Genomic DNA, 20549 nt, shown 5'->3' on the forward strand with positions numbered 1-20549 from the left:
GTTGCCGTGCAGTTGAACGCCGTTGACCCTTTTCCCGGGTGCGGGCATTCTCATTTCACCGGCCCGGAAAACCGGGAAGGACGGAAGTAGAACGCGAAGGGAAGTGAATCTCATGGAGAACGTCGACTTCGACGACATCGAGTTCATCGAGACGGCCGAGGAGCTGCTCGCCACCTCTTACTACAAGAACATCCAGTAATTGTTCTTGAAGTAGCGCTGTGGCGGAGGGCGGCGCCGGAAGGCGCCGCCCCTCACCGCGGCCCGATCATTTTCGAGGAGCTTGGCATGGCGGACTACGCATTCGCGGATCTGGTGGGGGACGAGCAGGTCTTCTTCACCGAATACTTCAACAAGAAGCCCATGCTGCGGAAGAGCGCCGTGCCGGGAGACCCGCGCGACATCCTCTCGCACCGCAAGCTGGACCAGCTGGTCAACCTGGAGGTCGTCCGGCCGCCCTACATCAAGGTCAACCTCAAGGGCAACGGCGTCCCCGAGCAGGGGTACACCCGCAACGTGGTCGTCCAGGGCCAGACCATCACCGACGTGGTCGACCCCGAGAAGATCTACGAGCTGTTCCGGGCCGGCGCGACCGTCACCTGGTGCTCGCTCAACCAGATCGTCCCGGAACTGCGCGACTTCACCCGCGTCATCAGCGAGCGCATGGCGGTGCGCACCGACTCGGTCGCGTTCCTGACGCCCACCGGCAAGAAGGGTTACCCGCCCCACCACGACCCGGTCGACCTCTTCATCGTCCAGCTCGAGGGCACCAAGCACTGGAAGCTGTGGAACCCGCCGGCCGAGCGCCTCGGGGACAACGCCCAGTACACCCTCGAAGGACTGGGGGAGCCGGAGATCGAGGTCTCGCTGCAGCCCGGCGACGTCCTCTACCTCCCCTACGGCACCCCGCACGCCGCGGCCGCCGAGGGCAAGGCCTCGCTGCACCTGTCCGTCATGATGCGCCCGCGCATGTGGAAGGACCTGCTGCGCCAGACCGTCGAGGAGCTCATCGCCGACGACGAGTTCAACGCGTACCCCTACATCGGGGAACTGCGCTCGTCCGAGGCCGAGTCCGGCTTCACCGAGAAGATCGCCGCGCTCGCCGCGCGGCTGCAGACGGTGGCCGCCGACGGAGAGGCCGCCGCGGCCGAGCTGGACCGCCTCGCGGACCTCGGCCGGCACATGGAGGGCAGCTCCGAGGGCCACACCTTCCAGTCCATCGCGGACATGGACGACCTCGGCCCGGACGCCCGCCTGCGGCGCGGCAGCGCGCCCCTGGAGTTCGGCGTCAGCGACAACGGCCGGACCCAGATGACCGTCAACGGTCACAAGATCGCGGTACCCACACCGATCGCCGAAACCCTGGCCGCGCTCGGCCCGGACGCGTCGATCGCGGCGTCCCTCATCTTCCCCGGAGTGGACGCGGTCCGTTCGACGAAGGCCGCGCAAGGACTCACCCGCCTGGGTGTGTTCGAACTGGCCGCGGCCGGCTGACGAGCTGCCGGTACCCGGACCCGCCCCGTCGCGGACCACCGGACCATCCCCCCGGTGGTCCGCGACGGGCGTCCCCGTGCACGACTGGAGGCAAGAGACGGTGGAGACGTACTCCTTCGAGGATTTCGTCGGCGACCGGGACGTGTTCCTCGCCGAGCATTTCAACAAGAAGCCGCTGCTGCGCAAAGGAGCACTGGCGGGCCGGCTCGACGGCCTCCCCTCCGTGCGGCAGCTCGACGACGTACTGGCCCTGGAGACGACTCCGCCCTCCTACCTCCGGGTGACCAAGGGCGGCAAAGGCGTGCCCAGCGGCGCCTACACGCGGACCGTCGCGCGCGGAGCCGCGCTCGCCGAGGCCGTCAACCCGGAGAAGGTGTACGAGCTGTTCCGCTCGGGCGGGACCGTCACCTGGAACTCCCTGCACCACGTACTGCCCTCGGCCCGCCGGCTGCTCGCGCCGTTCACCGACACCTTCGCCTGCGAGGGCGAGGTGGTCCTCTTCGTCACCCCGGCGCGCAACGACGGCTTCTCCCCGCACCACGACTCGATCGACGTGTACGTCGTCCAGGTCGACGGCACCAAGACCTGGCGGGTGTGGGCCACCCCCGAGGTCCGGCGGGGCGACGAGGGCTCGTACACGCCCGAGGAACTCGGCGAGCCCGTCATCGAGGTGACGCTGGTCCCCGGCGACGTGCTGTACGTGCCGCACGGCACCCCGCACGCGGCCGCCGCGAAGAGCGAGCTGTCCCTGCACCTGTCGGTGGGGATCGAGCCGAGGCGCTGGCGCGACCTGCTGAAGGACACCGTCGCGGCCGTGGTCGAGGACGAGGGGTTCCATGACTTCCCCTACCTCGCCGACGGTGAGGGCGGGAGCGGTGACGCGGCCGGCGGGGAAGCCGCGGCCGTCGCCGGCCTCAGCCGGCAGATCGAACTCCTCCGGGACCGGCTCGCCCATGTGGAGCCCGCCTCGGAGGCCAAACGGCTCGTACGCCTCGGCCGCGAGCGGTCCGGCTCCGGCCGCACCCGGGAGTTCGCCCGGCTGCACGCCGTCGACGCACTGACCACCGACTCGCTGGTGCGGCGCAGCGCGGCCCCCGTGGAGATCGGGGACAGCGACGGGACGAAGACCGGGATCAGGGTGGGCGGGCACCGGCTCGCGGTGCCCGACGCCGTCGCCCGGTCGCTGCGCGAGCTCGACGGGGGGCGCCCCGTCACCACCTCCGAGTTCTTCCCGGGCGTGGATCCGGCCCGCTCGCTGAGCGCGGCCCGGGGCCTGGCCCGGATCGGGGTCCTCGAAGCCGCCGAGCACGCCGTGTTCCCCGTACCGAGCAACACGCCGGACATCACGCCGGACAGCACTCCGAACGGCACGACGCACAGCACCGCGCACACCGCCACCCAGCCCGCCAACCACACCGACCAGGGGAAGTGAGCCACGAGATGGCCATCGACACCCGAACTCCGGCCACCACCGAGGCCTCCCCGCCGCCCTCCCGGCGGGCCTGGCGCGAGGTCTACGTCCTCGCCGGGATGCGCGGCCTGTCCTTCGCGGGCGACATCGCCGCCGAGACGGCCATCGCCCTCCAGCTCCAGGCCCAGGGCGCCGGCTCCTACGCCGTCATGGCGCTGCTGCTGTCCGCGACCGTCCCGCCCGTCCTGCTGTCCCCGCTGACGGGCCGGTTCGCCGACCGCTTCGACAGCCGCAACCTCATCGTGGTCGTCGGCGCGCTCCAGGCCCTGATCTGCGTGGCCATGACCATCTGGACCTCCCCGGTTGTCCTCATCGGCCTCTCCGCGCTGCTCTCCTCCGGACTCGCCTTCACCCACCCGGTGTTCGGCGCCCTGCCCAGCGCGATCGTCGGCAAGGAGAACGTGCCGCGCGCCTCGTCGATCTCGCAGACCACCGCCATGGCGGGCATGGTCGCCGCCCCGGGCATCGCCGGCGTCCTCATCGGCCGGTTCGGGATCTCCGTCCCGCTGCTCATCGACGCGCTGAGCTTCGCGGCGGTCGTCGTCGGCGGCCTGCTCATCAAGACGCGGCTGCACAAGGACCGGGGCGCCGCGAAGGCCGCCGCCGGTGACGGCGACGAGCCCGCGAAGGCCCCGTACAAGGTGACGTCCGACCGCTTCCTGACGGCCGTGCTCATCCTGAGCGGCGCCGTGATGGCGGCCGCGAGCATCATCAACGTCCTCATCGTCTTCTACGTCCGCGAGGGCTTCGGCGCCTCCGAGGAGACCTTCGGCCTGATCATGTCGGCCTGGATGCTCGGCCTGATCCCCGGCGGGATGCTGGTGCGCCGCGCGAAGAACCTGCGCCACGAGACCGTCCTGATCGGCACGTTCCTGTGCATCGCCGTGGCCATCCTGGGCACCGGCCTCGCCCCGGGCGTCTGGTGGATCGTCCCCTTCTACGTCCTCGGCGGCATCGGCAACGGAGCCCAGGCCACCGTGACGCACATCCTGCTCAACGTCCGGGTCCCCGACACCCACCGCGGCCGCGCCTTCGCCGCGCTGGGCGCCGTCTCCAACACCGGGCCCGCCATCGGCTACGTGGTCGGCGGCGCGGCGATGAGCCTGATGGCCCCGCGCTACGGGTTCCTCGCGGCCGGGGTGTTCTGCCTGATCGCGCTGGCGCTGTTCAGCGGCCGGGTCCTGAAGTCGGCCGACGCCGACCGGGCCGACGCCGACCGGGTGGAAGCCGACCGCGCCGAGGCCGGCATCGAGGCCGGGGCGGTCTGATGACGGTGGTCTCGGAACCGGCCGCGGGCGCCCCCGCCCTCCCGGACGACGTGGAACTCGACCTCTCCGTACGCCCCCAGGACGACTTCTACCGGTTCGTGAACGGGCACTGGACGGACACCCACGTCCTGCCCGCCCACCGGGCCGAGGCCACCACCCTGACCCTCCTGTCCGACCGGGCGGAGGCCGACGCCGAAGCCGTGATCCTGCGCGCGGCCGAAGCCGGCCGGGCCGCCGCCGACCCGGCCGGCCGGCACATCGCCGCCCTGTACGCGAGCTTCATGGACGAGGACCGCATCGAGGAGCTCGGCGCCGCCGGGGCCTTCGCCGCCGACCTCGAAACGGTCCGTGCGGCCGCCACCCCCGACGAACTCGCCGCCGTACTGGGCCGGCTGCAGGCCCAGGGAATCGGCGGGGCGGTGGACTTCACGGTCGCCGTGGACACCGCCGACGCCGACGGGTACGTCCTGTTCCTCACGCAGGCCGGACTCGGCCTGCCGGCCACCGCGTACGGCGCCGAAGCCGTCGCCCGGGACGGAGGGGAACTGCGCGGACGCTACCTCGGCCACCTCGCGGTGATGTGGGCGCACGCGGGACTCCCCGAGCCCGCCCACGCGGCCGCCTCGGTCCTGGCCCTGGAGGCCGACCTCGCCGCCCGGCACACCCCGGCCCGGCCGGGCGCGCCGCTGCGGCCGCTGTCGCTGACCGCCGCCGAACTGGCCGGGCGGGCGGGCGGGTTCCCGTGGGGGGCCTGGCTGGCCGCGCTGGGCGACGTACCCGGACAGGCGACCGTACGGGTGCGCCAGAGCGAGTTCCCCGACGCGCTGGACGCGTGGTGGACCGGGCACTCGCTCGACGAGCTCAAGCAGTGGGTCTGCTGGCGGTACGTGCACGAGACGGTGCCCTTCGGGCCGCGCCAGGTCTTCGCCGACAACTTCGCCTTCTACGGGCAGCTGCTCAACGGGTTCAGCGAGCCGAGGCCGCGCCGCATCCGGGCCGTCTCCTTCGTGGAGACCTTCGCGGGCGACGCGGTGGGCGAGCGGTACGTCGCCGAGCACCTGGCCCCGGGCACGGTGGAGGCCGCGACGGAACTGGTCCGCGCGCTGACCGCAGCCTTCCGGCGGCGCCTGGAGCGGGCCGACTGGATGTCCGGGAGCACCCGGGCGGCGGCCCTGGACAAGCTCGCCGCGATGGTCTTCGAAATCGGCTTCCCGCGCGGGGACGTTGGCGCCGGCGCCGCGGAGCCGTGCTTCGACCCCGCCGACCTGGTCGGCAACGTCAAGCGCGGGCGGGCCCGGCACATCGCCGCCGAGCTGGCCCGGCTCGGCGGCCCGGTCGACCGCTCCGAGTGGAAGATCCATCCGCACCAGGTGACCGCGTACTACCGCCACGGGCTCAACCAGGTCGTCGTCCCCGCCGGGCTGCTCCAGCCGCCGGTCTTCGACCCGGCGGGCGATCCCGCACGCAACTTCGCGGTGCTCGGCTCCATCATCGGCCACGAGATGTCGCACGCCTTCGACCACAGGGGCTCGCGCTACGACGGGCGGGGCCGGCTGCGCGACTGGTGGGCGCCCGAGGACCGGGCCGAGTTCGCCCGGCGCACCGCCCTGCTGGTGGCGCAGTACGACGGCTACGAGCCGGCCGCGCTGCCCGGACACCGGGTCAGCGGCGCCCGCACGCTCGGCGAGAACATGGCCGACATCGCCGGAGTCACCGTCGCGCTCGACGCGTTCGCCGCGCACGAGGGACCGCTCGACACCGTCCGGACCAGGGCGTTCTTCCTGCACTGGGCCACGATGTGGCGGGCCCGGACCACGCCCGCCCGGCTCGCCGAGCGGCTCGCCTCGCCCCGGCACCCGCACCCGCCCGCCGAGTTCCGCTGCAACGGGGTGCTCGGCCACGTCGAAGCCTTCAACGAGGCGTTCGACGTCCGGCCCGGCGACGCGCTGTTCATCGACCCCGCTTCCCGCTTCTTCCTCCTGTGACTCTGTGAGGCCACGCCATGCTTCCTGCTGACATCGAGCTGCTGCCCGTCCTGGGGCCGCCCGCCCTCTCGCCCGACGGCCGCCACGTCGTCTTCGAGGTCACCCGCCCCGTCCTGGAGGCGGACGACTACACCACCGAGCTGCTCATCGCGGACACCAGCGGGGCGAGCGCGCCGCGCCGCCTCACCCAGGGGCCCTACGACGGCAGCCCGGCCTTCTCGCCCGACGGACGCTTCCTCGCCTTCCAGCGCCCGGGCGCGCACGGCCGGGCGCAGATCCACCTCCTGCCGATGGACGGCGGCGGCGAGGCCTTCCCGGTCACCGACCACCCGATGGGCGCCGGCCAGCCCGTGTGGAGCCCCGACTCCACCCGGATCGCCTATACCGGCCGCATCCCCGAAGCGGGCCGCTACCAGGGCCCGGCCGAGGCGGAGGCGCCGCGCCGGATCACCACGCTGCTCTACCAGATGGACGGTTTCGGCTACACCGCCGACCGGCCCCGGCAGGTCTTCGTGACCGACCCCTTCGACCCGTCGGCGCCCGCCGTCCAGGTCACCGAAGGCCCGTACGACCACATGGACCTGGCCTGGAGTCCGGCCGGCGACCAGCTGGTCTTCGTCTGCGCCCGGCACGAGGAGGCGGGCGACGACTCCCGCAACGACATCTGGGCGGCGGCCCCCGACGGCAGCGGCCTGCGGCCCCTGACGCACGGCGGGATGTACCTGTTCACCCCGCGCTTCGCCGCCGACGGAGCCTCGGTGGTCTTCGTCGGCTCCGAGCTCGACAAGTTCAACCACTCCTGCGCGACCGCCACGTACGGCCTGTGGACGGTTCCGGTCAGCGCTCCGGGGGTCCTGCTGCCCGCCGCCGACGGGTCGAGCGCCCCGCGCCGCCTCACCGACGGCTCCCACCACCTCAGCTTCGCCAGCCAGATGATCCGCCCGGCCGCCGACGGCGTGTACTTCGCGGGCGACCGGCGCGGCGAGGTCAACCTGGTCCTCGTTCCCTACGACGGCTCCGAGCCCGCCCCGGTCGTCACCGGCCCCCGCCAGGTCAACGGCTACGCGGTCGCCGAGACCCCGGCCGGGCCCGTCGTCGCCGCCGTCGTGACCAGCGCGACGAGCGCCGGCGACCTGGTGGTGTTCAGCGGCGGCACCGAGCGGACGCTGACCTCCTACGGACGCGAACTGACCGAGCGGGCCACCCTGCTGCCGATGCGGGAGTTCACCGCGACCGCGCCCGACGGGTACGAGCTCCAGGGCTGGGTGGTGCGCCCCGAGGGCCCCGGGCCGCACCCGGTGGTCTTCCAGGTCAAGGGCGGCCCCTTCACCCAGTGGGGCTACACCCTCAACGGGCCGGCCGCCTTCGACGAGGCGCAGGTCTACGCGAGCGCCGGCTACGCGGTGGTCCTCGGCAACCCGCGCGGCACCTCCGGCTACGGCGCCGGGCACGGCGCGTACGTACGGGACGACCTGCCGGGCAAATCGGCCGTCGACCTGCTCGCCCTGCTGGACGCGGCGCTGACCCAGCCCGAACTGGACGCGGACCGCGTCGGGGTGATGGGCGGTTCCTTCGGCGGCTACATGGCGGCCTGGTTCAACGCCCACCACGGCGACCGCTTCAAGGCGATGATCGGCGAGCGCGGCCTGTACGCCATCGACAGCTACGCGGCCACCAGCGACGACGGCGTCGACCTCGCGGTCGCGCTGTACGGGGCGGACCGCGAGGGCTGGGCCCGCCAGTCCCCGCTGACGTACGCGGACCGGATGAGCACCCCGATGCTGATCATCCAGTCCGAGGAGGACCGGCACTGCCCGCAGGAGCAGGCGCAGCGGCTCTTCACCGAGCTGCGCATGCGCGGGGTCCCCGCCGAGATGCTCCTCTTCCCCGGCGAGGGCCACGACATGTCCCGCTCCGGTCTCCCCAGCCACCGGCTCGCCCGCTTCGCGGCGGTCCTGGAGTGGTGGGGGCGGCACCTGTGAGCGGCGTCGTCGACCTGGCCGTACTCGAAGACCTCCGAACGGACCGGAAGGACACTGTCATGACCAGCACGCTCGCCCAGCGCGCCGGAGGCCTGCGCGCGGACATCGACGGGGACCGGCTGCTGCGCCGCATCGCCCGGCTCGGACGGATCGGGCTGGACCCCGAGACGGGCGGGATCACCCGCGAGGGCTTCGGCGCCGCCGACCGCGAGGCGCGCGCGTACCTGATGGACGAGGCGCGCGACGCCGGCCTCGTGCCCTCCGTGGACGCGGCGGGCAACATCGTCATCCGCCCGCGCCACACCTCGTACGGGGAGGGGCGCCAGGCCCTGATGATGGGCTCGCACCTCGACACCGTCGTCAACGCGGGCCGCCTCGACGGCGCGTACGGGGTGCTGGCCGCGCTGGAGGTCCTGCAGACCTTCGAGGAGTGCGGGATCGAATCCCCCTACGAGCCGGTCGCCGTGGCCTTCGCCAACGAGGAGGGCGCGCTCTTCCCGCAGCCCTTCTGGGGTTCGATGGCCATCGCCGGACGCCTCGCGGGACTGCCGCGCGAGCCCCGCGACCACCAGGGCCGCCGGCTGCGCGAGGAGCTGCGGCTGGCCGGCGGGGACCTCGACGCGCTGGGCAGCGCGTGCTGGCCGCACGGGTCGATCGCGGCCTACCTCGAACTGCACGTGGAGCAGGGACCGGTACTGGAGCGCAGCGGCCGCCGGATCGGCGTCGTCGACGCGATCACCGGCCGTACGGTGCTGACCCTGGAGGTGCGCGGCGCCGCCGGGCACTCCGGGACCAGCCCGATGAAGGGCAGGCGCGACGCGATGGCCGCGGCGGCCCGGGTGGTGCTGGCCGCCGAGCACATCGCGGGCGAGCGCGGGCTGTGCCGGGTGGCGACGGTAGGCCGGATCGACCCCCACCCCAACACCCCCAACACGATCGCCGGATCGGTACGGATGACCGTGGACCTGCGGGACACGGACGTGTGGAAGGCCGCGGCCGCCGAGGAGACGCTGCGGCGGATGCTCGACGCGATCGCGGCGAGCACCGGCACCGAGATCGAGGTGGTCGCCGAGACCCGCTCCGACCCGGTCTCCACGAGCGAGGTGCTGCGCGCCGCGATCGAGCGGAGCGCGGACGAACTGGGACTGGCGCACGAGGTGCTGCCCAGCGGCGCCGGGCACGACGCGCAGATGGTCGCGGACATCGCGCCCATCGGCATGATCTTCGTACCGAGCCTGGGCGGGATCAGCCACGTGCCCGAGGAGGACACGGCCCCCGAGGACCTCGTCGCCGGCGCCCGGGTGCTCTTCCGTACGGCGCTGCGCACCATCGGGATCAGCCCGCGGGCGCAGGAGCGCGAGCAGCCCGAGCCGCAGTCGCGGCCTTCCAACGAGCTCAATACCACCGGGAGTTGAGGAGTCATGGAGACGCTGGTCAAGAAGTGCGAGCGCATCGCGGTGTTCTGCGGTGCCAGGCCCGGGGTCCGTCAGGACCACGTGGACTTCGCGCACGGCTTCGGCCGGGCGCTCGCCGGGCGCGGCCTGGACCTGGTCTACGGCGCCGGCGGCGTCGGGGTCATGGGGGCCGTCGCGGACGGGGTGCTGAGCGGGGGAGGGGCGGTCACCGGGGTGGTGCCGCGGGCGCTGCACGAGCGGGAGCGGGCCGACCGGGCGCGCGGCGCGATCTTCGTCGTGCGGTCCATGCACGAGCGCAAGGCGCTCATGTACCGGCTGTCCAACGGCTTCGCCGTACTGCCCGGCGGCATCGGGACCCTGGACGAGCTGATGGAGGTGGCCACGTGGAACCAGCTCTCCCTGATGGAGAAGCCGATCGTGGTGGTCAACCACGCCGGCTTCTACGACCCGATGCTCGCGATGCTCGACCACCTGGTGTCCGAGGGGTTCCTCACCGCCGCGGAGCGCCGGCTCATCCGCTCCGCGGACAGCACCGAGGAGGCGCTGGACCTGCTGGGCGCGCCCAGGGTGCTGGCAGCGGCATGAGCGGCGGGGCCTGCCCGGCCGGGGCCGGCCTGGTCGGGGCCGGCCTAGTCGGGTTCGGTCGGCAGGTAGCCGCGCTGCACCGCGTGGACCCCGGCCTGGAAGCGGCTCTGGGCGCCGAGGTAGGTCATCAGCCCGGAGGCGATGCGCCGGGCGGTGCGCCCGGACACCCCCAGCCGGTGGGCGATGGTCTCGTCCGTGCAGCCCTGCGCGAGCAGCTTCAGCGCCTCGGCCTGCTGGCGGTTGAGCGCGCCCGGATCCGGCCTGGCGGGGGCGTCGAGGCACTCTCCGGACTGCCAGACGCTCTCGAAGAGCGTGTACAAGGTGGCCACCATCCCCTGGGAGGTGACCTCCACCGCGCCGGCCGCGGTGTTGCCGGTGTCCGCCGCGATGATCGCCGAGGTGCGGTCGTAGATGATCATCCGGTTGGGCAGCGAGGGGACGGTACGGACCTGCGAGCCCTGCGCGACGAGCCAGCGCGCGTACTCCATGGTCTGCGGACAGCCGCGGATGGAGTCGAGGTAGACCGTGCGCATCTGCACGCCGCGCTCCAGCAGCTGCTGGTTGAGCGGTCTGGACGCGTTCATGTTCTCCGCGGTCTGGGGCCCGCCGGGCGCGAAGGTCAACAGCTCCTGGGAGACCTGGCCGCGCAGGTTGGCGAGGTGGTCGCGGATGGAGTCGAGCCCGTCGAGGTAGCGCACCCCCGGGTCCACGGCGCTGCCCGTGCCCCGGCCGTCGTACTCCAGGATGAGCTGCGCCGCCGCGGCCCGGCTCGCCTCCAGCCGCTGCTGGCGGCTGGCGAGATCGGCCTGCTGGCGGGCGAGCAGGATCTCCATGCCGACGTGCGGGCTGACCGCGTGCAGCCGGGAGTCGTCTTCCGCGGAGGCGCGCACGAGCGCCATCTCGCTGAGCCGGTCCAGGGCGGAGCGGACCGCGTCCGGCGTCAGGTCGAGCTGACGGCTCAGATCCGCGATGTCCCGGGGTTTGGCGAGAATTCCCCGGTAGACGGATTCGGCGACTGCGTCGAGGCCGAGGAGATCAAGCATCGATGGCAACTCCGGTTCAGAGCCCGGATCCCGCTGGGGTTCCAGGCGCTGGTGGGGGCACTGGGCTGCGTAATTGCCCTGACGGTACGGGTCGGTTCGACCCTCGGCAAGACGGCATCGGCAATCTCTCGGTTCGTGTTCTCCCCGGCAATTGACCGACCCCTCGATTTCGGAAAATCTATTCCACTACGGAGCCGGACTCCCGCCCATGTATCTCGTTCACGTCCACCTGCGCCCCCCGCGCTCCGGCGCCCGGCTGCCCGCGCCGACGGCATCCGCCATCGCCCGCTGCGCTGCGGGACGTGACGGCCTGGTCCACGTCAGCGTCCACCCCGATCCCGAAGCGGCCCCCGTGGTAGGGCTGTACGTACGGGCCCCCTCGCTGGCCGCGGCCGAAGCGGCCGCCCGGCGGCTGTGGCTGCACGCCGCCTCGGCGCATTCCGTACTGGGGGAGTGGGAGCTGGAGCGGGCCGAGGTGCCGCTGCTGCCCGGGATCGACCCGTGGAGCACGATCTGACGGCGGCCCGCAGGCGAATGACCAGCTGTTTGCCGGGAGCTGACGGTTCCTTGGGCGAAGCTGGACTGTGTATGCCAAGGCCGGATTGCCCGTCCCGGCGCCCCTTTCCCCGCCGCTCGCGCCGGCAGCAGACTCCTGCCTGTCAGCGAAACACAGGCCGGCTGAAAAGGCGGAATCCACATGTCTTTCGAAATCTACCGCAGAATCGTCCGGGGCACGGTCGTCGCCGGAATTCTCGCCGCCTGCACCGCCTTCGGAGCGGCCGCCGCACACGCCGACACCACCCCCGCCACCGACCGGAGCGCGGTCACCGTACAGAACACCCCCGGTCAGACCGGCCTGGACGACCTCGGCTGGCAGTGAGCACACCCCCTCATCCGCACCCGCTCACCGAGGGGAAGACAATGGACGCAGAAAGCGCCGACCACCTGATCAGATTCCGCGACCGCGGATATCTGGACCAGCCCGTGGAAAGCGTGCCCACGGACCGGATCTCGGCCGGATTCTCGCCCCGCACGGGCGGCGAGGACCGGGAGTACGCGAAGACCCTCGCGGAAGCCGACGGCGAACTGCCGCCCATCCTGGTCCACCGGCAGACCATGAGCGTGATCGACGGAGCCCACCGGCTGCGCGCCGCCGCACTCCGCGGCGAGACCCACGTCCGCGTACGGTACTTCGACGGCGACCGGGGCGAGGCCGAGCTGCTGGCCGTCGCGGCCAACGTCACCCACGGGCGGCCGCTGACCGCCGCCGAGCGGACCGCCGCCGCGGGACGCGTCTTCGCCTCCCACCCCCGCTGGTCGGACCGCGCGGTCGCGGCCGTCACCGGACTCTCCGCCCGCAAGGTCTCCCAGCTGCGCAAGGGCACCGCCGCGGCCGAGACCGGCCACCGCGTGGGCCGCGACGGCCGGGCCCGCCCCGTCGACCCCTCCCGCGGCCGCGAACTGGCCGGCGAACTCCTGCGCAGCAACCCCGGCGCCTCGCTGCGCCGGATCGCCGCCGAGGCCGGACTGTCCCCCGCGACCGTGGCCGACGTACGCGACCGGATCCGGCGCGGGGAGGACCCCGTACCGGCCCGGCGCACGGACAACGCGCCCGTCCGCGGCCGCTCGTCCGCTCCCCCGTCTTCTCCGTCCCCGGCCGGGAGCCCCATCTCGCTCGCGGCGCGGCGCGGCGCCGGCCCGCGCCGGCCCGTCGCCGAACCGCAGCCCGCCCCCGACCGGCTGCTGCGCATCTTCGAATCGCTGCGCCGCGACCCGTCCCTGCGGCTGAGCGAGTCCGGACGCGACGTGCTGCGGATGCTCGGCGCCTGCGCGCTGGTCGCCCAGCACCGGGAGAAGATCGCGGCCAGCCTGCCGACGCACTGCAAGGAACCGATGGCCCAGCTCGTCCAGGGCTACGCCGGTCTGTGGCGGCAGCTCGCCGACGAACTGGCCTGCGCGGAGGCGGCCGAGGCCTCGTGAGCACGCAAAGCGGATGAAGGACGGAGCGCGGGCGCCCTACAGTGGCGCCCGCCCGGCCCGCCCCGCCGCGCTTCGTACGGAACGCCGGCACGCAGCAGCAAGGAAGACGCACATGTGGGACATCATCAGGCTCACGGCCGCCGAGACCGCGGAGAAGATCGCCTCCGGGGAACTGACCGCCGTCGAGGTCACCGAGGCCCATCTCGCCCGGATCGAGCAGACCGACGAGAAGGTACGTGCGTTCCTGCACGTCGACCGTGAAGGTGCCCTCGAGCAGGCCGCCGCCGTGGACGCCCGGCGGGCGGCCGGCGGGGAACTGGGCCCGCTGGCCGGCGTACCGCTCGCCCTCAAGGACGCCTTCACCACCGTCGGCATCCCCACGACCTGCGGTTCGAAGATCCTCGAAGGCTGGATCCCGCCGTACGACGCCACGTTGACGCGCAGGCTCAAGGAGGCGGGCGTCGTCATCCTCGGCAAGACCAACATGGACGAGTTCGCGATGGGCTCCTCCACGGAGAACAGCGCCTACGGGCCGACCGGCAACCCCTGGGACCTCAACCGGGTCCCCGGCGGATCCGGCGGCGGCAGCGCGGCCGCACTCGCCGCCTTCCAGGCGCCGCTCGCCGTCGGTACGGACACCGGGGGATCGATCCGTCAGCCGGCCGCGCTCACCGGCACCGTAGGGGTGAAGCCGACGTACGGCGGGGTCTCCCGCTACGGACTGGTCTCCTACTCCTCCTCCCTCGACCAGGGCGGTCCCTGCGCCCGCACCGTTCTGGACACCGCGCTCCTGCACGAGGTGATCGCCGGTCACGACCCGCTGGACTCCACCTCCATCGACGCCCCCGTGCCGCCCGTCGTCGAGGCCGCCCGGTCGGGATCGGTCGCGGGCATGCGGATCGGCGTCGTCAAGCAGTTCGCCGGCGAGGGCTACCAGGACGGCGTGATCTCCAGGTTCCGGGAGTCGGTGGAACTGCTGGAGGAGCTCGGCGCCGAGATCGTGGAGCTGGACTGTCCGTCCTTCGACCTCGCGATGGCCGCCTACTACCTGATCGCCCCGTCCGAGGCCTCCTCCAACCTCGCCCGCTTCGACGCCATGCGCTACGGGCTGCGCGTCGGCGACGACACCGCCCTGTCCGCCGAGGAGGTCACCGCGCTGACCCGCGAGGCCGGGTTCGGACCGGAGGTCAAGCGCCGGATCATCCTCGGCACGTACGCGCTCAGCTCCGGCTACTACGACGCGTACTACGGCTCCGCCCAGAAGGTCCGCACGCTCATCATGCGGGACTTCGACCGGGCGTTCGCCGAGGTGGAGGTGATCGTCTCCCCGACGATGCCGACCACCGCCTTCCCGATCGGCGAGCGGGTCGACGACCCGCTCGCGATGTACCTCGCCGACCTGTGCACCATCCCGACCAACCTGGCCGGCAACTCCGCCATGTCGCTGCCCTGCGGCCTGGCACCCGAGGACGGCCTGCCGGTCGGACTGCAGATCATCGCCCCGGCCATGAAGGACGACCGGCTCTACCGGGTCGGCGCCGCCGTCGAGGCGGAGTTCGTCCGGCGCTGGGGCCGCCCGCTGCTCGACGGGGCCCCGTCGCTCGGCTGACCGGCAGGACCCGAGGACCCACCAGGAGGAAGTCGCCATGACCGTCATGACCACCGCACACGTCCGCCAGATCGAGGCGCTGCTGTCCCACGACATCTCCGGAGTCGTCGACGCGGTGGTGACCACCTCCCGCGACGAAGCCGGGGCGGTCGCCTTCCACTTGGTCGTCGGCCCGCCCGACCGCCCGCGCGAATGCGACCGGATCGAGTTCACCCTCGATCCGGAGCACGCCCGCGCCCTCTTCTCCGGCGGCCCCGACCGCCCGGCACTGGTGCCCTGCAGGGTAGGTGTCGAGTTCGGAGCGGCCCGCTGAGCGGAGCCGACGCCGCCGCAAAATACGTGCTGCCTGGTATAATTTGGACCGGCTGTTTTTCGGTGAGATGCTCGTCCCTCCGAGGCGGTGCACGACTGGCCGTCAGGATCGTGGAAGGAGCGAGGGTGTCCCAGAAGGAGACTTCCCGGCGCACCCGGCAGGCCATTGTCGAGGCCGCCGGTGCCGTGTTCGCGGAGAAGGGCTTCAACGGGGCCACGATCGCCGACGTCTACCAGCGGCTCGGACTCACCAAGGGCGCGTTCTACTACTACTTCAAGAACAAGGAAGAGCTCGCCCAGGCCGTGCTGGCCAGCCGGATCGACACCCTCGGCTTCCCCCTCGTGCCGCGGAGCACCCGGCTCCAGGAACTGATCGACAAGGACATGCTCTTCGCCGTTCAGATCCGCAGCGATCCGATAGTGCAGGGCAGCCTGCGGCTCTCCCTCGAGCGCGGCAGCCAGCACGTGGACCGTCTGCGGCCCTACCAGGACTGGATCGACCTCAACCGGTCCGCGCTGGGCCGGGCCCGGGAATGCGGCGAACTCCACGCGCACGTGGACCTGGACGCGGTCGCCAACCTCTTCGTCAGCGCCTTCACCGGAGTCCAGGTGCTCTCGGAAGTGATGTCCGAGTGGGAGGACCTGGAAGCACGGGTGTCCGTCCTGCTCAAGCACATCATGCCGATCATCGCGCTGCCGACCGTGCTGGCCGAACTGGACATGGCCCCCGGCCGGGCCGACCGGGTCGTCGCCGACCTCGAGAAGCACCTGCGGGAGCGGGCCGGGGCCGAGCTCGTGGAGCCGGCCGCGGGCTAGTGCCCGCAAGTACCCCTTCCGGCCAGGCCCTTTCCCCGTCTCCCTCCGCCGGGCGTCTTCGACGCCCGGCGGAGGCGTTTTCGCACTCGATGCGCACTCGGACCTGATTCGGCGCCATCGATATCAGAACTTCCGATGACGGTTGCCTACCTTCATGCAGGTTTGTTTCCATGGGCGCGGCCCCGAGCCACACACGAGGCTCTTGACCGACCACGGAGAACCCACATGATCAAGCTCGATGACATCCGCCGGCACGCGGCGGGCGGCGTGACGCGGGATGCCTTGGTCGACGGCGAGGTGCGGCTGACCTGGGGCCAGTTCGCGGAGACCGTGGAACGGACGGCGGCCGGACTCACCGAGCACCTGCCCGCCGAGGGCCCGGTCCGCGCGGTCTTCCTCGCCGGCAACAGCTGGCAGCTCACCGTCGCGATGAGTGCCTGCGCGACGCTCGGAGTCTCCTGCACCGGCCTCGACCCGCAGAGCGGCGCCGAGGACCTGGGCCAGGTGCTCACGTGGCTGGAACCCTCCGTCGTCTTCGTGACCTCGGAACACCGCGCCACCCTCGACCAGCTGGTCTGGCCGAGCGGCCCGCAGGCCGTGCACGTCCTGCTGGACGGGATCTCGGCACCCGGTGCGCCGGCCACGCCCGGCAAGCACCAGGCACTCAACTTCGACGTCCTGACCTCGGCCGAGACGCTGCGCACCCTGCCCGCGCCGCGGCCGTACGAGTCCTTCGCGGTCAGCGCGCGCAGCGACGGGCCGTCCCGGGTCGCCGTACGCCGCACCCCCTCGGAGGGGCGCCACCTGGTCGACCTCGTCGACGAGTTCGGCCTCAACCGGGACGACGTCCACCTGGCCTCCGCCCCGCCCACCGAGACCACCGCCCTCGCGCTGGCCCGCACGATGCTCGGCATCGGCGCCACCGTCGTCCTCGCGGACGGAGCCGGCCCCGAGACCCTGAGCGCGCTGCTCGTCGCCGAGCGCGTCAGCACCGGCGTGATCACCCCGACCGCCCTGCACGGACTGCTCGGGCTGCCGGAGGACGCCGAGCCCTCGCCGCGCACCCGGCACCTGCGCTTCCTCCTCACCCCCGGCACGCACCTGGGCCGATGGACCGTCAACACGGCCTGGGAGCGGCTGGGTCCGGTGCTGCACACCGCGCTCGGCAGCCCGGAGACCGGGCTGACCGCCGTCATGGGACCCGAGGAGCTGCTGGTCTCGCCGCCGCGGTCGGGCCACGCCACGCTCGGCACCTCCATCGCCGTCCTCGGCGAGGACGGGCAGCCGGTGGCGCAGGGCGAGAGCGGGCGGCTCGCCTTCGCCGGCCACCAGGTGATGGACGGTTACCTGGAGGGCGAGACCCTGACGGCGAACCTGGACCTCGGCTGGGGCGAGGAGCGCTTCCTGATCACCGACGAGGCCGGGCACATCGACGAGACCGGCCGGCTGCTGGTCACCGGGCGCGTCACCGAAGTGCCCGTGGTGGTCCGCGATTCGGCGGTCGACACCGAGCTGTTCCGGCTGGAGTCGGACCTGCTCAACCTGCCCTGCCTGCGCGACACCGCCGTCATGCGGGTCAGCGACGCGGTACTGGGCGACGCGATCGTGGTGCCCTTCATCGCGGTGGCGGTCGGCCGGGAGGCCACCGGCTACCAGGCGCTCAGCGCGGCCTGCGCCCGCCGGGTGCCCTCGCTGCCCGCGCACGTCATCGCGGTCGACACCATCCCGTACAGCCCGACGGGCCGGATCCGCACCGGGGACCTGCTCGACGCGGTACTGCCCATCATCACCTTGAACCTGCAGCTTGAGCAGTCGATGCAACAGGAGATGTCCGCGTGAACCTGCCCTCCTTCGACGACCAGCCCTACGACGAGGTGCTGGTGGAGGACTTCGAGACGGCCTTCTTCGCTCTCGAACTCGAACTACTCGACCTGCCCTGCGTCCAGGACATCGCCGTGATGCGCACCCAGCTGCCCGAGGTGGGCGAAACGCTGGTGGTGGCTTTCGTGCCGCTCCTGGAAGAGGACCAGGAGGCCGGCGGCCGGCAGGCCGCGCTGGCCGCCTGCGAACGGCGCATGCCCTGGGTGCTCTCGCACGCGGTGGCCGTGGACGCGATCCCGCGCGCGGCCGACGGGTCCGCGCGCACGGGCGTCCTGATCGACCGTCTGCTCCCGCAGATCGCCAGGGACCTCCTCTCCCCGATGGAGATGTCCGACTAGTCCACTCCGCAAGACCCGCTGTCAACCACTAAGCGGCGGCTGACCTGTGGCCATGCCCTCCCTGCGGGCATGGCCACAGGTATGTCCGGGCGGCGTTCCCGAGGGCTGCAACAATACCGCCACCGTGGTATGTTTCTCATCTACGAGGCTTGAGCCTCGCAGAAGGGAGCCTCTGCCGTGCAGTTCCAGCAGCTACGCTCGTTCCGCGAAGTGGCCGCCGAGATGAGCTTCACTCGTGCCGCCAGGAACCTCCACTACTCGCAGCCCAGCGTCACCGCCCACATCAAGAACCTCGAGGACTACATCGGGGCGCCGCTGTTCCATCGCGCCGGCGGCCGTGTCCAGCTCACCGAGGCGGGCATGCGACTGCTGCCGCACGTCGAGAAGATCATCCTGATCGCCGAAACGGCCTGTATCGACGCCGCGTCGGCCGGTCGCACCCGTCCAGCCGCCTGACCGGCTGCCGGACACGTATTCGCAATTCATTTTTCATGCGGCCCGGCTGCGTATCCAAATTCCCTGGATCCGCGCCGGGCCGGAGTTTTTTCAAGGTATTCGGAATTCACCCTTCCGCAATATGGGGACAGTTGTCCACGCCTTCTTGCTAATGACAACTGGCCTCCCGCGCCTACCCGTTGACGGGCAGTCGGGCACTTGATGTCCGCAGAGTTGGCGTGGATGGGCAATTGTTCGTGCGCGGCCCAGCAAGAGCGGATGGGAACGCGAGCCTACGCTCGGACCAATCGAACTGTGCGTCCGGCAGCGGTCGCGTGTATTACCCCTGGAGAGGACACCAAAAATGGGTCAGGTCCCGATAGTGGATCAGTCGGCCGACGAGGCTCCGAACGACCTCATGACGGGCGACTCCTACCTGGAGAGCCTGCGCGACGGTCGCCAGGTCTTCGTGAACGGCGAGCTCGTCAAGGACGTGACGACGCACCCGGCGTTCGCCAACGCCGCGAGGTCGACCGCGCACCTCTACGACGCGCTCCACCACCCGGACACCAAGGACCTGATGACGACGGTCGACCGGTACACGGGATACCGCGTCCACCGCTTCTTCACCCCGGCGCACTCGGGCGAGGACCTCATCAAGGCGCGCGACGCCATCGAGCACTGGGCCCGCCTGAGCTACGGCTTCATGAACCGCACGCCCGACTACAAGGCGTCGTTCATGGCCGGCCTCGCCGTCACCCACGACTTCTACGAGCCCTTCGGCGACAACGCCCGTGCCTGGTACGAGAAGTACGCCCGCCAGGGCCTCTCGATCAGCCACGCGATCGTCAACCCGCCCGTGGACCGCAACAAGCCGGCGCACGAGATCCGCGACGTCTACCTGAAGGTCGTCGAGGAGCGCGAGGACGGCATCGTCGTCGAGGGCGCCAAGCTCATGGCCACCGCCTCCGCGCTGAGCAACGTCGCCTTCGTCGGCCAGATCCACCTGGCCAACCTGGAAAAGGGCAAGGCCGAGGACATGGCGCTGGCCTTCATGGCCCCGCTGAACACCCCGGGCATGAAGGTCGTCTGCCGCACCCCGTACGAGGCCAAGGCCTCCAGCCCGTTCGACAACCCGCTCTCCAGCCGGTTCGACGAGAACGACGCGGTGCTGGTCTTCGACAAGGCCTTCATCCCGTGGGAGAACGTCCTGATCTACCGGGACACCGAGAAGATCCACCAGTACTTCCCCCGCTCCGGCCTGCTCTCCCGCGGCTTCTTCCAGGGCGCGATCCGCATGTCGGTCAAGCTCGAGTTCATGGCGGGCATCCTCGACAAGGGCACCCGCATCAACGGCACGGACCAGTTCCGCGGCGTCCAGGCGGGCCTCGGCGAGCTGCTGGCCTGGCGCCACCAGACCTGGGCCGTCACCACCGCCATGGCCCTGGACCCGGAGGCCGGCCCGGCCGGCACCGTCCTGCCGCGCATGGACTACTCGGCCGGCTACCGCGCCCTCGCCCCGCTCAGCTGGGAGCGCACGCACCGCTTCTTCGAGGAGCACCTCGCGGGCGCGCTGCTGATGACGCCGTCCAGCGCCAAGGACCTGCAGAACCCCGAGCTGCGTCCGCTGCTCGACCGCTACTACCGCGGCACCGGCGCCACGGCCGAGGAGCGCACCAAGCTCTTCAAGCTGGCCTGGGACGCGATCGGCACCGAGTTCGGCGCCCGTCACGAGCTGTACGAGCTCAACTACGCCGGCGGCCCCGACCAGGTGCGTCTCGACACCCTGAACTGGTCCCGCGGCGCAGGTCTGCTCGACAACTACGGCGACCTCGTCCAGAGGGCCATGGACGACTACGACCTCGACGGCTGGACCCGCGGCCGCTGGGCCCAGGAGAACTGACCCGTCAGCCCGCGTACGGACGGGTGCCTGCGGCC

Annotated in this window: 18 protein-coding genes; 17 read left to right on the top strand and 1 reads right to left on the bottom strand. The window is 71.8% G+C overall.

Annotated features, from left to right (window positions below; all coding sequences use genetic code 11):
* Nucleotides 1-285 precede the first annotated feature (285 nt).
* From ACWGDE_RS03255 to ACWGDE_RS03285, 7 genes are all read left to right on the top strand, one after another.
* A complete protein-coding gene (locus ACWGDE_RS03255) occupies nt 286-1491 on the top strand; it encodes a cupin domain-containing protein (protein WP_453387250.1) in 1206 nt (401 codons plus the stop codon).
* A gap of 100 nt (nt 1492-1591) precedes the next feature.
* A complete protein-coding gene (locus ACWGDE_RS03260; RefSeq protein ID WP_453387251.1) occupies nt 1592-2923 on the top strand; it encodes a cupin domain-containing protein in 1332 nt (443 codons plus the stop codon).
* On the top strand, nt 2920-4230 hold the full coding sequence (locus tag ACWGDE_RS03265; RefSeq protein ID WP_453387252.1) for an MFS transporter: 1311 nt from the start codon (nt 2920-2922) through the stop codon (nt 4228-4230). Before ACWGDE_RS03260 ends, ACWGDE_RS03265 begins: the two co-directional genes overlap by 4 nt.
* Entirely contained in the window at nt 4230-6215 is a 1986-nt protein-coding gene (locus ACWGDE_RS03270) for a M13-type metalloendopeptidase (RefSeq protein WP_453387253.1), read from the top strand. The genes ACWGDE_RS03265 and ACWGDE_RS03270 overlap by 1 nt, the downstream gene beginning before the upstream one ends.
* 17 nt (nt 6216-6232) lie before the next feature.
* Nucleotides 6233-8197 carry a S9 family peptidase gene (locus ACWGDE_RS03275; protein ID WP_453387254.1) on the top strand — a complete coding sequence of 655 codons (1965 nt, stop codon included), beginning with the start codon at nt 6233-6235 and terminating at the stop codon, nt 8195-8197.
* Nucleotides 8198-8256: 59 nt separating this feature from the next.
* Complete coding sequence (locus tag ACWGDE_RS03280) at nt 8257-9612, top strand: hydantoinase/carbamoylase family amidase (protein ID WP_453387255.1); 1356 nt, start codon at nt 8257-8259, stop codon at nt 9610-9612.
* A 6-nt stretch (nt 9613-9618) separates the two neighbouring features.
* Entirely contained in the window at nt 9619-10197 is a 579-nt protein-coding gene (locus tag ACWGDE_RS03285) for an LOG family protein (RefSeq protein WP_453387256.1), read from the top strand.
* Between the two features lie 44 nt (nt 10198-10241).
* Here the strand turns inward: ACWGDE_RS03285 and ACWGDE_RS03290 are convergent, their stop codons facing one another.
* Nucleotides 10242-11240 carry a helix-turn-helix transcriptional regulator gene (locus ACWGDE_RS03290; RefSeq protein WP_453387257.1) on the bottom strand — a complete coding sequence of 333 codons (999 nt, stop codon included), beginning with the start codon at nt 11238-11240 and terminating at the stop codon, nt 10242-10244.
* Between the two features lie 208 nt (nt 11241-11448).
* Here ACWGDE_RS03290 and ACWGDE_RS03295 point away from each other — a divergent pair, with 208 nt between their 5' ends.
* The 10 genes from ACWGDE_RS03295 (at nt 11449) to ACWGDE_RS03340 (ending at nt 20514) form a co-directional block, all read left to right on the top strand.
* The gene (locus tag ACWGDE_RS03295; protein ID WP_453387258.1) at nt 11449-11757 is read left to right on the top strand and encodes a hypothetical protein; all 309 of its coding nucleotides are present in this window, start codon (nt 11449-11451) and stop codon (nt 11755-11757) included.
* 180 nt (nt 11758-11937) lie between these two features.
* Nucleotides 11938-12120, top strand: coding sequence for a hypothetical protein (locus ACWGDE_RS03300; protein ID WP_453387259.1), 183 nt, complete (start codon nt 11938-11940; stop codon nt 12118-12120).
* A 41-nt stretch (nt 12121-12161) separates the two neighbouring features.
* The gene (locus ACWGDE_RS03305) at nt 12162-13220 is read left to right on the top strand and encodes a hypothetical protein (RefSeq protein ID WP_453387260.1); all 1059 of its coding nucleotides are present in this window, start codon (nt 12162-12164) and stop codon (nt 13218-13220) included.
* Between the two features lie 112 nt (nt 13221-13332).
* Nucleotides 13333-14829, top strand: a complete 1497-nt coding sequence (gene gatA, locus ACWGDE_RS03310; protein WP_453387261.1) for an Asp-tRNA(Asn)/Glu-tRNA(Gln) amidotransferase subunit GatA — start codon at nt 13333-13335, stop codon at nt 14827-14829.
* A 37-nt stretch (nt 14830-14866) separates the two neighbouring features.
* Nucleotides 14867-15142 (top strand): hypothetical protein, encoded by a 276-nt coding sequence (locus ACWGDE_RS03315; RefSeq protein WP_453387262.1) that lies wholly within the window; start codon nt 14867-14869, stop codon nt 15140-15142.
* A gap of 125 nt (nt 15143-15267) precedes the next feature.
* Complete coding sequence (locus ACWGDE_RS03320) at nt 15268-15957, top strand: ScbR family autoregulator-binding transcription factor (RefSeq protein ID WP_453387263.1); 690 nt, start codon at nt 15268-15270, stop codon at nt 15955-15957.
* Nucleotides 15958-16182: 225 nt separating this feature from the next.
* Nucleotides 16183-17796 carry a class I adenylate-forming enzyme family protein gene (locus tag ACWGDE_RS03325; RefSeq protein ID WP_453387264.1) on the top strand — a complete coding sequence of 538 codons (1614 nt, stop codon included), beginning with the start codon at nt 16183-16185 and terminating at the stop codon, nt 17794-17796.
* Complete coding sequence (locus ACWGDE_RS03330; RefSeq protein WP_453387265.1) at nt 17793-18176, top strand: hypothetical protein; 384 nt, start codon at nt 17793-17795, stop codon at nt 18174-18176. The genes ACWGDE_RS03325 and ACWGDE_RS03330 overlap by 4 nt, the downstream gene beginning before the upstream one ends.
* 177 nt (nt 18177-18353) lie before the next feature.
* Nucleotides 18354-18632 carry a LysR family transcriptional regulator gene (locus ACWGDE_RS03335; protein ID WP_453387266.1) on the top strand — a complete coding sequence of 93 codons (279 nt, stop codon included), beginning with the start codon at nt 18354-18356 and terminating at the stop codon, nt 18630-18632.
* A gap of 343 nt (nt 18633-18975) precedes the next feature.
* Nucleotides 18976-20514: a 4-hydroxyphenylacetate 3-hydroxylase family protein gene (locus ACWGDE_RS03340; protein ID WP_453387267.1), complete on the top strand. Its 1539-nt coding sequence runs from the start codon at nt 18976-18978 to the stop codon at nt 20512-20514.
* Nucleotides 20515-20549: the final 35 nt, after the last annotated feature.

The organism is Streptomyces sp. NPDC054956 (assembly GCF_053609185.1).